Genomic DNA, 12,630 nt, shown 5'->3' with positions numbered 1-12,630 from the left:
TCAGCCTTTATTTTTACCTATGGATCTTATCAAAAAATATTTCCTGAACTACCTCAAAGGAATGGCGATGGGTGCGGCAGATATCGTACCTGGTGTTTCTGGCGGATCGATTGCCTTGATCACAGGGATCTATTCAAAACTGCTCGATAGCATCAATTCTTTTAATGGTGAAAACCTAAAGCTGTTGCTTTCCCTTCAGTTTAAGCCATTCTACAAAGCGGTAAATGGGACTTTTCTGTTGAGTCTCTTCTTGGGAATTTTGACCAGTATTTTCACTCTTTCAAAGTTGATTACTTTCCTGATGGAAGAGCATCCAGTTCCGCTATGGTCATTTTTCTGTGGATTGATCTTAGTCAGTGCTTTTGTGATTCTAAAAGGGATCCATAGGTGGCATTTGGGAGTGATCGTTGCAATTTTAATAGGTACAGTTTCAGCCTATTTTATTACTGAATTACCACCTGTCAGCTCTCCAGATGCGATTTGGTTTACATTTCTGTCAGGTTCCATTGCGATTTGTGCGATGATCCTTCCAGGTATTTCAGGAAGTTTTCTTCTTTTGATTTTGGGAAAATATGAAACCATTCTCAATGCAGTTTCAGAGCGTGATGTTGTGACCTTAGGCGTATTTGCTGCTGGTTGTGTGGTTGGGATTCTTTCCTTTAGCCGGGTTATTTCATGGTTATTAAAAAAATATTATTCTGTCACCATCGGTTTACTTTCCGGTTTTATGCTCGGTTCTATGAATAAATTATGGCCTTGGAAGATTGTGACGGCCTACAGAACCTCATCTAGTGGAGAGGAAAAACCATTTTTGACGGAAAATCTATGGCCGGGAGAATATCTCAGCCAAGTAGGTCAAGATCCAAAACTTGGATTGGCGATCGGAGCGTTTTTATTTGGTATTATCCTGGTAATCGGAATAGAGAGATTAGCGGCTATTTTTAATAAGTGATGAGAAAATTTGGATTAATCGGCTACCCTTTAGGCCATTCCTTTTCAAAGAAATATTTCACTGCAAAATTTGAGAATGAAGGGATTCAAAATTGTCAGTTTGATCTGTATGAGATTCCTACTATCTCAGATTTTGAAGAAATATTAGTTGAAAATCCAGAGCTCGAAGGCATGGCCGTTACTATCCCATACAAGCAACAGGTAATTCCGTTTTTAGACAAATTGGATCCAGCTTGTGAGGAAATTGGAGCAGTCAATTGCATCAAAATAAAGGATCATAAACTCACAGGGTATAACACGGATTATGTTGGGTTTAAAAACTCCCTAGTAAACTGGATGGGAAATATCCGTCCAAAAGCATTGGTCTTAGGCACAGGAGGAGCTTCTAAAGCGGTAATCCAAGCTTTGAAAGATTTGGGGATCGAGTATCTTTTAGTTTCCAGAACGGAGGCGCTGAATCAGATAACTTACCAAGATTTAAAAGGTAAGCCATCCATTTTGGAAGACCATCTCTTGATTATTAACTGTACTCCTCTAGGGACTTTTCCGAAGGTAGAGGGTATGCCTGAGATTCCTATTGAGAAATTGACTTCTGAGCATTTGGTTTATGATTTAGTCTATAACCCTGCAGTAACTACCCTGATGCAAGCTTGTCTTGATGCTGGAGGCAAAGCAAAAAATGGTCAAGATATGCTAGAGCTACAAGCCGAAGCCGCCTGGAAGATCTGGAATGAATAAATAACTGCCATGAACAAAGCCATTCTTTTAATTCAATGTCCCGATCAAAAGGGAATTGTAGCGGAAGTTTCAAAATTTCTCTATTCCTATAATGGAAATATTTTGGAAATCGACCAGCATGTGGATGAGGAATTGAGCTTGTTTTTTATGCGTGCAGCTTGGGAATTGGACTCCTTTTCATTAAAAAAGGAGGAAATTAGCCAGCGGTTTGAACTGGAAGTTGGAGCCAAATTCAATATGGAATTCAAGCTTCATTTTAACTTTCCGAAGCCAAGGATGGCAATTTTTGTCAGTAAATTATCTCACTGCCTTTTCGATATTCTTGGAAGGCATCACGCCGGACAGCTGGAAGTGGATATTCCATTGGTCATTTCCAATCATCAAAATCTCCAGTCAGTAGTTGAAGCATTTGGGATTCCGTTTTACCATATTCCTGTGACTGCTGCGACCAAAGTAGAGGCAGAAACAAAACAACTGGAACTGCTTCGAGAAAATGAAGTGGACTTTGTGGTTTTGGCGAGATACATGCAGATTATTTCTGCTGACTTTATCAAGAATTACCCGAATCGAATCATCAATATCCACCATTCATTTTTACCTGCTTTTGTGGGTGCAAAACCTTATCATGCAGCCTATGAGCGTGGAGTAAAAATTATTGGAGCCACAGCACATTATGTCACCGAAGAACTGGATGCAGGACCTATTATCGAGCAGGAAGTAGCGAGAGTGCGGCATCATAATACCATTTCCGATTTGGTGCAGATTGGTCAGGATGTCGAGAAAGTGACACTTTCCAAAGCGATTAAATACCATTTGGACCGAAAGGTATTGGCATTCAAAAACAAGACAGTGATTTTCTATTAAGGGATAATCTTTCGAGGAATGTCCTTTGGAAGACGAGTTAGCAACTCATAATTTACCTGTTGAGTAGATTCTGAAAATGACGCCACAGTTATTTCCTTGTTTCCTTGCTTGCCTATCAAAACCACCTCATCCCCTACTTCGATATTTTTCAATTTTGTGATGTTCAATGCAATGGCATTCATCATTACAGTTCCTACCACTTGGCAATATTGTCCTCCGATAAGCACCTGTCCTTGGTTGCTCAATAAGCGACTATATCCATGTCCATATCCTACCGGGACTATTGCCAATCTCATGTTGTTTAGCGCCATAAAGCTATTTCCATAACCAATAAATTCGCCCATTTTGACTTGTTTAATACTCATCACGGTACTTTTCCAGGTTATTAGCCTCTTAAGTGGGTTTTTGTTTGCTTTCGGTAGGGAATGCAATTTTGCATAAAAAGTTTCTTTGGTTGGCCAAAAGCCATAACCTGCGATTCCTATTCGCACCATATCCATGATCGTCTCCGGAAAAATCAATGTTGCAGCCGAGCAAGCGGTATGATATTTATTGAATTGGATTTCTTTTTGAAGAAAGTATTCCTTGAATTTATGGTAGACGTCGATCTGATTTTTTACCCGGACAAAATTGCTGATGCTTTCTGCCCCGGCGTAATGGGTGCATAATCCTTCCAAAACCAAATGAGCGGCATCTGCGGATAAGGCCTTGGCAAGTCGCTCTCTGGAGCTCCATTCAAATCCTGTTCTATGAAATCCAGTTTCAAGTTCGATGTGGATTTTTGCCGGAATGCCCAAACTTTTTGAAATCGTGATTGCTAGATCGAGTCTCTGGAAATCATAAACATAAAAGCTGATTCCAGCTTTGATCAATTCCGCCATTTCCTCGGGATAAAGCATTCCGAGAATCATAATTTCAGATTTCTTTTTGGAGTAGCGCAACACTTCCCAAGCTTCATCAGAACTGAATGTGCTGAAATGGCGAATTCCTGCTTTTTCGGCAATTTCTACCATTTGCTGGATTCCATGACCATATGCATTTCCTTTGACTACGGCAGATATCACTGTTTTCGGACCTATTTCGGATCGGATATATCGGATGTTTTGGCGGTACGCTTTGGCGCTTATTTCCAGATAGGACGTAGCGATCATGAGTTTTAAATTAATGAAATGAAAAAGTAAGACATGCTGTAACTTTATCCCAATTCTCCCTTACTTTTATTCCAAAACCTTTAAAATTTTAAGAAATGAATGATCAAAAATCCCGCTGCTCCTGGTGTTTGGGTTTCCCCGAATACATCGCTTATCATGACGAAGAATGGGGGAAACCTGTTTGGGATGATCAAATCCATTTTGAATTTCTAATTTTGGAAAGTGCGCAAGCAGGACTTAGCTGGGCGACAATTCTCAAAAAGCGAAATGGCTATCGGGATGCTTTTGCTAATTTTGATTACAAGCAAGTGGCAGAATTTCCGGAGGGATACGTGCAGGAACTCTTACAAAACCCGGGGATTATCCGAAATGAATTGAAAATCCGTGCGGCGATCAATAATGCAAAACGCTTTATGGAAGTGCAGAAGGAATTCGGAAGTTTTTCGGATTACATCTGGGGATTTGTGGGTGGAAAGCCAATTCAGAACAAATTGAAAAAAGGAAATCCTGCTCCTGCCACCACACCTGAATCTGACTTGCTGGCAAAAGACCTCAAGAAACGTGGATTCAAATTTTTAGGGAGTACAACAGTTTATGCGCACATGCAGGCCACAGGACTCGTAAATGACCATTTGGTGGATTGCTTTAGGTACTCGGAAGTTCAGGATTATTAACCTACAAAGGCGAAGAAAACCAGCCAGACCAAAATCAGAATCGGAAGTAAAACCGGCAGGGAGAATCGGATAATGTATCCAAAGAAGGATGGCATTTTGATTCCGCTTTGTTCGGCGATGGATTTCACCATAAAGTTAGGTCCGTTGCCGATATAAGTCATCGCTCCAAAGAATACCGAAGCCACTGCGATCGCCATCAACTCAAAGGCAGAGTCATGGAAGCCATCAGCTGCAAATAGTCTTACTTGCTCGATATTATTGATATCAGCTCCTTTCGAAGCCATGGCTGCTGCCAAGAAATTCAGGTAAGTTGGAGCATTGTCCAAGAAGCCAGAAAGCGTGCCTGTTCCCCAATACAAAGTGTTATGCGTGATCAGCGAAGCTCCTTCTGGAGATTTTGCAAAGTTGCCAACCAGTTCCAAAGCCGGCATCATGGTACCGAAAATACCAATAAAGATAAAGGCTACTTCACGAATCGGTTCAAAGTTAAATTCATTGCCTTGGATCGCTCTTTTATCTGCAAATCTGTAAGAAAGGAATGCTACCGTAAGCATAATAACTTCTCTTAGATAGGAGAATTTTTGTCCATCATAAACGATGGCTGGAACGCCCTCTATCACATTAGGGTCTAAGAAAACCGAACAAATGATAATGAATAACCAACCGAAATTCTTCATTCCGATTAGAGAGAATTTATTTGTATAGGTAATCTCTTCTAATTCCACCTCGTCGTCAGCAGCTTTTCCAAGTTTCTTATCGATGAAGTAAAAGGCTACTGCCAGTAAGGATAAAGCAAAAATCCAAGCAGGCCAGTTATGCTCCAAAGTCCAGAAGAACGGAATTCCTTTTAGGAAACCCAAGAACAATGGTGGATCCCCAATCGGTGTTAAAGAACCACCCACATTACTTACCATAAAGATGAAGAAGATGATATGGTAAGCTTGGATATTCCCTTTGTTTAATCGGATAAATGGTCTGATTAGCAGCATTGAAGCTCCTGTGGTACCGATCAAATTGGAAATCAAAGCTCCGATCAAAAGCAATGAGACATTGGCAAAAGGAGTGGCTTTCTTATCAATTTCGATTAGAATACCACCCGAAGCAATATAGAGTGATGCCAATAATGCTATAAACTGAATGTATTCCGCCATGGCATGAACCGGCGCATGGACATTCTGAAGGATAAACAGGTAATAAAAGACTACCAAAATGGCGAGTCCTATGGCTATTTTTGGATAGTTTTTATGCCAGAAGTGCTCATAAAACAAGGGACCAGTGGCAATCATCAATAGCAACACTACGAAAGGAATAACCAACCAGGCTGGAGCCACGTGATGGGCTTCATCCCCATGATCTTCGGCAGCAACATGGTCCACAGTTGCGTGCTCAGCAGCACCTTGATCTGACTGAGCTAAAAACATTTCTTTTGTTTCACGCTCCTCAGCATAACTTAGCTGAGGTTGTAATCCACCAAGAAAGAGTATTCCGAAAAGTATAGATAAACTTAAGATAATATTCTTCATTAGGCTAAATAGGTTCTGCTGGGCAATCTTTTCGGTTAATTATTAAAATTATTTTTGGCGGTAGGCCGACCAAATTGGCTTTTGCTAAACTACTGATTTTGGGTGAAAGTCACCAGCAGTGAAAGAAAGCCGGCGATAATTAATCAAAAATTAATTGATGCCGGCCTTTCTTACTACTCTTTTTTATACGAGTTGTGCTAAAGCTATTTTAAAGGAGTTTTGAGCTATGTTCTTTTTATTTGGGTTGTCAGTATAAGTCTTTTTTAGGGCATTGGCAATAGTTTTACTAACATCATCAAATATCGCTTTGTCAGTAACTTCAGCCTTCTTACTCATCAGATATGCAAATACCCTAGCCATACCACAATTGGCAATGAAATCCGGGATAACGGATATCCTTTGATCTGCCCAGACACCGATCGGGCCAAAGAAAATCTCCGAATCTGCAAAAGGTACATTTGCCCCACAAGAAATCACTTCCAGTCCTGAATTGACCATTCGCTCTACTTGGTTCTGGGTGACCAATCGGGATGCTGCTGCCGGTATAAAGATTTCAGAAGGAAGATCCCAAATCTGCTCATTGATCTCCTCAAACGGGATTAAATCAGGTGCTACCAGTTTATTTCCGTTTCTGTTCAAGAACAATTCCCGGACTTCATCTAGACTCAGACCTTCTTCTCTGATGATTCCACCTTCCCGATCAATAATCCCAACGACTTTGACTCCTTCTACTGCGAGAAAGCATGCTGCAGCTGCTCCTACATTTCCCCATCCCTGAATCACAGCTCTTTTTCCTTTGAGTTCACCACCCCAGATTTTGTAATAGTGTCTCACCGCTTCTGCCACTCCATAGCCCGTGATCATATCTGCCACGGTATATTTTTTGTCGCCGTTTGGAGTGAAATGCGGGTCTTCCAAGACCTTAGAAACACCTTGGCGAAGCTGTCCTATTTTTTTTATTTTTTCTGGTTCTGTGGCATGAAAATGCCCATTGACGATTCCTTCTTGCGGATGCCATAGCCCATATGCTTCCGTAATTGGGATCACTTCATGGATTTCATCCACGTTCATATCCCCTCCTGTACCGTAATAATTTTTCAAAAGTGGCATCACGGCTTTGTACCAGCGCTGAAGAACCTCTCCCTTTCTTGGGTCATTCGGGTCAAAATTGATCCCTGATTTGGCACCTCCAATGGCAGGACCGGAAACAGTAAATTTCACTTCCATCGTTTTGGCAAGAGATTCTACCTCTCTCTTGTCCAGTCCCTTGCGCATCCTAGTTCCGCCTCCCGCAGCTCCTCCTCTCAGAGAATTAATGACAACCCAGCCTTCTGCTTCTGACTCATTATCACTCCATTCAAAAACGATTTCAGGCTGCTTATTCTCAAATTTTTTTAATAATTCCTGCATTACTCTTTGGGTTTATATTTTGCTCAAAAATAGAAAAAAATTGACCCTAAAATAATTTGTTATTTGGCTGTTTAGCCAAATATTGTTCCTCCGCAGGAATCTTCGATCGCATGGGTGACAGAAGCTAGGCAATTGTTTTCTCCCCTCAACCTCAATACTCCCAGGAAAGCAAAAATCAAAGCCTCCTTAAATTCTATCAATTCATTGGATGCTTGAAATTTTTTCCATTTGGATTGAAGATGAAAGTCCAGTCGCTCCAAAAAATAGGTATGATATGCCCCACCTCCTGTAATTAAGACATTTGGAAAATCAACTTGAGCAAACGTTTGGATAACCTTAGCAATCTGAAATGCATAATGCTCAGTCAATGTCGCCAGTTTATCCTTTTCAGGCGATTCACTTTTAGACAGAATTGGAAGAAAAACCTCTTCCATATCCTCTCTTCCCAATGATTTTGCGCCCTGAATCTGATAAAAAGAAACTTCATTTAATTCTTTCAACAGATCAGGATCAATATTTCCTTCCCTCGCCCAATTTCCGCTTTCATCATAAGGTTTTCCTAATTTCTCGGCGATAGGATTTAGCAGTAGATTAAAAGGAGAGCAGTCAAAAGCCACTCTTTTTCCATTGGATTCCATACTGATATTGGAAATGCCTCCGAGATTGATGCAAAAATCCATATCTGCAAAAAGTAATCTATCCCCAATTGGTACCAAAGGAGCCCCCTGACCACCGAGTTGTACATCCCGCATCCTGAAATCATTGATGATCTTCATTCCAGAAGAAGCTTGCATCGCCCAGCCATTTCCTATTTGCAAGGTGAGTCCTTTTTGTGGTCGATGGAAAACAGTGTGGCCATGAGAACAAATAGCCTCTGGAGTTATTTTCTTTTGCTTACAGAATGATTGGACCTTTTCTCCCATCCATTTTCCAAAAGTCACATCCAGCAGATTCAGGTCTAAAGCGCTGAGCAAGTGAGAGTTCTTGAGTTGTTCTCCAAGTGAAATGGGAAAAGGGATGGTGACGGCATCCAGAATGCTGAACTCCCAGGATTCTTTTTTTTCAAAATGACAGTAAGCCAAATCTAATCCGTCTCCGGAAGTGCCTGACATCAAGCCTATGACATGGTAGCTGGGGTAATTCATGGGTTAAAGATTGTTAAGTATTGAAGTTTCCAAAGATAATTTGCCGCAGGTGAAATGCTCTCTTTTTTTTAATCCCTAATTTGCAGTCCTCCTTTTTACGAAATGAACAATCTAATCATTGATATCGGCAATACCAGAATTAAATCCGCCTTGTTTAAAGGTTCGGAATTGATCAGTGAATCGGTATTCACAGATTTGAAAGAGGCATTACCCAGCTGGAAGGAAACAGATTTTGATCAATGTCTGGTGAGTTCTGTCAAGTGGAGTGAAAAGGATTTGAGGATTCAACTTCCCTTTAGTTTCCTCTTTCTTAAGAATGATCTGAAGTTTCCAATTAGTAATGGCTATGGCAGCCCTGCAACTTTGGGATTGGATCGATTAGCAGCTGCTGTCGGGGGTTGGCAAATGGCTGGCCAAGGTCCTGTTTTGGTAATAGATCTGGGGAGCTGTATGACCTTTGATCTGGTGGATGAGGAAAATATTTACCGGGGAGGAGCAATCAGTCCGGGATTTATGATGCGGGCCAAAGCCATGAATAGTCTGACAGCCAGATTGCCGATGGTAGAGTTAGACAAAAAGCCGGAAAATTTCATTGGCACCAATACCATCACCTGTATGCAAATTGGGATTTGGTATGGGGTTGAATTCGAAATTCTCGGTCAAATAAAAAAATATGAGCAAAAATTCCCTCAAATAAAGGTCTTTGTTTGTGGTGGAGACGCTCAATCTTTTGAATCATTAGCAAAAGACCACATATTTGTAGTCAAAAATTTAGTCCTGCATGGATTGAATTGTATTCTAAACCACAATGTTGAGTAAAATCAAATTGCAATTGCTGGGTGTCCTTTGCACCCTTTTCTTATTTTCTGAAGTTCAGGCGCAGTCCTCAGCTTCCACTTACAGTGCCTTAGGTATTGGAGAATTTAATTATTCCGGACTTACCCAAAACCAAGCCATGGGAGGTCTTGGCATCAGTTATGGAACTGGCTGGAATGTTAATGTTGTCAATCCTGCACTTACTACCTATAACACAGTTTTCAATTTCCAGGCGGCTTTGAACTATAAAAACATCAAAGCGAATAATGGATCTGAAACTTCTGATGTAGATGGTGGAGGTCTTTCTTATGTAGCGATGTCGCTTCCTTTGAAATCAGGAAAAGTAACCATGGGGATGGGATTGAATCAGATCACCTCCGTGAATTACCGACTTCAGCTGGAGAGCCAGGTAGAAAATTCTGACCTGACTGCCTATAATTATATTCAGGGTGATGGGGGTATTTCTGAGGCATATTTAAATTTTGGTGTTCGAGTAGCCAAAAATTTCAGTCTTGGTGTGCAAGGATCTTATTTATTTGGGTCGACTATCCGGAACAATCAATTATCACTTTTGAATGATAATGACAACCCAGTTGGTAACTCTACAGAATATTATGAAAGATTAACAGTTAGTGATATTGGCTTCAAAGCAGGAGGGCACTACATGGTTAAGCTTTCAGAAAAGAATAATTTGCACTTCGGCGCCATTTATCAGAGTCTTGGGGATGTTAGTGGAAAAACTTTTGCCAAATTGGCTGCTTTAGGTGAAGCTAGCGATTTGGATTCAGACGGGGATTTGATCGCCAATGATGAAAAAGGCAGTATATACATCCCAAATCGAATGGGTTTTGGGGTAACATTTGAAAAAATGAATAAATTCGCCCTCGGTTTTGAGGGGCAATATCAGGATTTTAAAAAGTTTAAATCCTTCTTCGGAGAGACTTTGGCACTCAGAGAAGCGATAAAATTTGGTTTGGGATTCCAGATTGTTCCAGATTATCAAGCAATTGATAATACTTTAAAAAGAACATCTTACCGGTTTGGTTTGGAATATCAGCAGACTCCTTACTACCTGAACCAAACAAATATCAATGATATTGGCATTAACTTTGGAGCTTCATTTCCAGTGAATCAACTTTCTTTAGTGAATTTCGCTGTGAAAATGGGACAACGAGGAACCACCGATAATGGCCTCATCCAAGAACGTTATGTGAACCTCACATTTGGATTTTCACTAAACGATAACAGTTGGTTTTATAAACGAGTATTTGAATAAAGCATAATAACCATGAAAATTAAATCAACCCTATTAGGTCTGGCCGCCGTGTTAATGGCTGGCATGGTTCAAGCTCAGGATGGATGGAATTGGCCATCTGATGCTGAGCAAGAAGCCAAAGCAAGAGAATTGAACGCCGCATACACTGATTATATGAAATCAGAACAGTATGTGGAAGCTACTAAGCCTTTACATTGGCTATTAGTAAATGTTCCTCAGCTAAATGAATCTTTATACATCAACGGTACCAAAATTTATGATGGTGCTGCGGGTGCTGTAAGTGATGAGGCTCAAAAAAGAGTATATCAGGATTCTGTAATCACCCTTTACGAAAAACGTGGAGAGCTTTATGACAATGAATCTAAGTGGATTGAAAACAAAGCTTATTACGGCTATCAGTATTATAAAGATGACAAGGAAAAATTGAAAGTTCCAGTAGCAGATTTCGAGAAAGCACTTGAAATTAATGGTTCTATTAACTATCAGTTAGTACCGGCATACTTCAACTTGGTCTATAGAAACTTTGCATACCACAAAGCATACACAGGCGAGGAAATCCTTAATATGTATGATGAGCTAAATGCAATTTTGGATGCTGAAGCAGCAAAAGGTTCCGATGTAACTAGCCAAAAAGGTAATATGGAGCAATTGTTGGTTGCTATGGAATTGATCGATTGTGATTTCATCGAAAATACCATGGGTCCTAAGCTAGCTGCAGATCCAACCAATGAGAAATTGGCTGATCAGATCTTCAATTACTCTGTACAGTATAAGTGTTTCTCTTCTGATGCCTTCTTGAGAGCTTTGGAGATCAAGGATACTAACAATCCTACCTTCGCAACTTCTCAGGTAAGAGCAATGAGATACCTACAGGAGAAAGATTACGAGAAAGCTGAGCCTGTATTGGACAAAGCAATGACTCTTGCTGAAAACGATGCTCAAAGAGCAGAAGTTAAGTTTGAACTTGCTAAAATCTACGGAGCAAAAGGTCAGAAGTCTGCTGCAAGAGCTGCAGCAAAAGAGGCTGCTGCTTTGGACGAGGCTAAATCTCAGGATGCTTGGAAATTGATCGGTGACTTGTACATGGGTTCTGCCAACGATTGTAAAGGTGGAGTTAGCCGTGCAAAAGACTACTCTATCTATATCGCTGCATACAATGCTTACCAAAGAGCAGGAGATAACACTGGTATGGCTCAGGCAAGACAAAGATTCCCTTCCAAAGAGGAATTGTTTACAGAAAGCTTACAAGTGGGCGGCACTATCAACACTGGATGTTGGATAGGTGAAACCGTTACTTTGGCAACTAGAGATTAATTTTAGTTAATACTATAGAAAGGGCAGCTCCAGGGCTGCCCTTTTTTCGTTGTCTACTTATCATTTAATTTTCAATTATCTTTGAACTCTGATGAATAGATCTTTTTTAATTCTTATTTCCTTTTTATTGATTGGCTTCAGCTCCTGTAGAGAAGACGTAGATGCTTCGGCGCTTCAGGTATATGATGGACCTGTCAATACCTCAATTAATGTAAGTTTGATACAGAGTGATTCTGCGATCGTCAGGTCAGCTATTCAAGCTCCAAAGCAATTGGAATACGAAAATGGCAACTTGGAATTTCCTGAAGGGATCAATATTGAATTTTTTGATGTGGATGGAAATTTGACCACCACCATGAGAGCAGACAGAGGTTATTACCTTCGGGATGAGAATTTATACAAAGGAGTGGGTGACGTGCAGGTAGAAAACCGGGTAAAAGACCAATCTCTTAAAGCGGAAGAAATCTTTTGGGATCCAAATAAAAAGAAAATCTATACGGAGAAATTTGTAACGGTAAGGGATGGGCAGACACTTTTCAACGGAACAGGATTGGAAGCCGACGATTCATTCTCCAATTACGTTTTGAAAGACATTCGTGATAGTAGAACTTTGCTTCCTGGTGAAGAAAAATAAAATCATCCTATCTTTGAATTCTTAGAACAGAAATAAATTGAAATTACCCGACGTCCTAATTCTATCCCTCGGCCTGGCATTGGTTATCATAGGAATTCACCTCAGTCTTACTCAAGGTGTGGAAGTATCCTATC

At 40.5% G+C, this 12,630-nt stretch carries 12 protein-coding genes; 8 read left to right on the top strand and 4 right to left on the bottom strand.

The window, feature by feature from the left end; translation table 11 throughout:
* Positions 1-19 precede the first annotated feature (19 nt).
* From FHS59_RS09865 to purU, 3 genes are read left to right on the top strand one after another with little or no spacing between them, the layout of a single operon-like run.
* Positions 20-952: a DUF368 domain-containing protein gene (locus tag FHS59_RS09865; RefSeq protein WP_184494979.1), complete on the top strand. Its 933-nt coding sequence runs from the start codon at positions 20-22 to the stop codon at positions 950-952.
* Positions 952-1,689, top strand: coding sequence for a shikimate dehydrogenase family protein (locus FHS59_RS09860; protein WP_184494978.1), 738 nt, complete (start codon positions 952-954; stop codon positions 1,687-1,689). The genes FHS59_RS09865 and FHS59_RS09860 overlap by 1 nt, the downstream gene beginning before the upstream one ends.
* A gap of 9 nt (positions 1,690-1,698) precedes the next feature.
* Positions 1,699-2,553, top strand: a complete 855-nt coding sequence (purU, locus tag FHS59_RS09855) for a formyltetrahydrofolate deformylase (RefSeq protein ID WP_184494977.1) — start codon at positions 1,699-1,701, stop codon at positions 2,551-2,553.
* Here purU and alr read toward each other — a convergent pair.
* Positions 2,550-3,704, bottom strand: coding sequence for an alanine racemase (gene alr, locus FHS59_RS09850; protein WP_184494976.1), 1,155 nt, complete (start codon positions 3,702-3,704; stop codon positions 2,550-2,552). The genes purU and alr overlap by 4 nt on opposite strands.
* A gap of 95 nt (positions 3,705-3,799) precedes the next feature.
* Here alr and FHS59_RS09845 point away from each other — a divergent pair, with 95 nt between their 5' ends.
* Positions 3,800-4,378, top strand: coding sequence for a DNA-3-methyladenine glycosylase I (locus FHS59_RS09845; protein ID WP_184494975.1), 579 nt, complete (start codon positions 3,800-3,802; stop codon positions 4,376-4,378).
* On the opposite strand, the gene FHS59_RS09840 is transcribed toward FHS59_RS09845, so the two are convergent.
* The 3 genes from FHS59_RS09840 to FHS59_RS09830 all read right to left on the bottom strand — a co-directional run bounded on the left by FHS59_RS09840 (position 4,375) and on the right by FHS59_RS09830 (position 8,456).
* Positions 4,375-5,901: a sodium:proton antiporter gene (locus tag FHS59_RS09840; RefSeq protein WP_184494974.1), complete on the bottom strand. Its 1,527-nt coding sequence runs from the start codon at positions 5,899-5,901 to the stop codon at positions 4,375-4,377. The genes FHS59_RS09845 and FHS59_RS09840 overlap by 4 nt on opposite strands.
* 183 nt (positions 5,902-6,084) lie before the next feature.
* Entirely contained in the window at positions 6,085-7,311 is a 1,227-nt protein-coding gene (locus FHS59_RS09835) for a Glu/Leu/Phe/Val dehydrogenase dimerization domain-containing protein (RefSeq protein ID WP_184494973.1), read from the bottom strand.
* 71 nt (positions 7,312-7,382) lie between these two features.
* Entirely contained in the window at positions 7,383-8,456 is a 1,074-nt protein-coding gene (locus FHS59_RS09830) for an anhydro-N-acetylmuramic acid kinase (protein ID WP_184494972.1), read from the bottom strand.
* 102 nt (positions 8,457-8,558) lie between these two features.
* Between FHS59_RS09830 and FHS59_RS09825 the strand changes: the two genes are divergently transcribed.
* The 4 genes from FHS59_RS09825 (at position 8,559) to lptC (ending at position 12,496) form a co-directional block, all read left to right on the top strand.
* The gene (locus tag FHS59_RS09825) at positions 8,559-9,275 is read left to right on the top strand and encodes a type III pantothenate kinase (RefSeq protein ID WP_184494971.1); all 717 of its coding nucleotides are present in this window, start codon (positions 8,559-8,561) and stop codon (positions 9,273-9,275) included.
* On the top strand, positions 9,265-10,548 hold the full coding sequence (locus FHS59_RS09820) for a hypothetical protein (protein WP_184494970.1): 1,284 nt from the start codon (positions 9,265-9,267) through the stop codon (positions 10,546-10,548). The genes FHS59_RS09825 and FHS59_RS09820 overlap by 11 nt, the downstream gene beginning before the upstream one ends.
* 12 nt (positions 10,549-10,560) lie before the next feature.
* Positions 10,561-11,862, top strand: a complete 1,302-nt coding sequence (locus FHS59_RS09815; RefSeq protein WP_184494969.1) for a hypothetical protein — start codon at positions 10,561-10,563, stop codon at positions 11,860-11,862.
* A gap of 91 nt (positions 11,863-11,953) precedes the next feature.
* The gene (lptC, locus tag FHS59_RS09810) at positions 11,954-12,496 is read left to right on the top strand and encodes an LPS export ABC transporter periplasmic protein LptC (RefSeq protein WP_184494968.1); all 543 of its coding nucleotides are present in this window, start codon (positions 11,954-11,956) and stop codon (positions 12,494-12,496) included.
* The last annotated feature ends 134 nt before the right edge of the window (positions 12,497-12,630 follow it).

The organism is Algoriphagus iocasae (assembly GCF_014206875.1).
GTDB lineage: Bacteria > Bacteroidota > Bacteroidia > Cytophagales > Cyclobacteriaceae > Algoriphagus > Algoriphagus iocasae.
Note: the sequence above shows the minus strand (reverse complement) of the source record. Positions and strands in the feature narration are given on the sequence as shown.

Coding starts and splice junctions, on each gene's coding strand:
- alr (WP_184494976.1), bottom strand. CDS start 3,704: ATGATCGCTACGTCCTATCTGGAAATAAGCGCCAAAGCGTACCGCCAA.
- lptC (WP_184494968.1), top strand. CDS start 11,954: ATGAATAGATCTTTTTTAATTCTTATTTCCTTTTTATTGATTGGCTTC.
- FHS59_RS09860 (WP_184494978.1), top strand. CDS start 952: ATGAGAAAATTTGGATTAATCGGCTACCCTTTAGGCCATTCCTTTTCA.
- FHS59_RS09840 (WP_184494974.1), bottom strand. CDS start 5,901: ATGAAGAATATTATCTTAAGTTTATCTATACTTTTCGGAATACTCTTT.
- FHS59_RS09820 (WP_184494970.1), top strand. CDS start 9,265: ATGTTGAGTAAAATCAAATTGCAATTGCTGGGTGTCCTTTGCACCCTT.
- FHS59_RS09830 (WP_184494972.1), bottom strand. CDS start 8,456: ATGAATTACCCCAGCTACCATGTCATAGGCTTGATGTCAGGCACTTCC.
- FHS59_RS09815 (WP_184494969.1), top strand. CDS start 10,561: ATGAAAATTAAATCAACCCTATTAGGTCTGGCCGCCGTGTTAATGGCT.
- FHS59_RS09865 (WP_184494979.1), top strand. CDS start 20: ATGGATCTTATCAAAAAATATTTCCTGAACTACCTCAAAGGAATGGCG.
- purU (WP_184494977.1), top strand. CDS start 1,699: ATGAACAAAGCCATTCTTTTAATTCAATGTCCCGATCAAAAGGGAATT.
- FHS59_RS09835 (WP_184494973.1), bottom strand. CDS start 7,311: ATGCAGGAATTATTAAAAAAATTTGAGAATAAGCAGCCTGAAATCGTT.
- FHS59_RS09845 (WP_184494975.1), top strand. CDS start 3,800: ATGAATGATCAAAAATCCCGCTGCTCCTGGTGTTTGGGTTTCCCCGAA.
- FHS59_RS09825 (WP_184494971.1), top strand. CDS start 8,559: ATGAACAATCTAATCATTGATATCGGCAATACCAGAATTAAATCCGCC.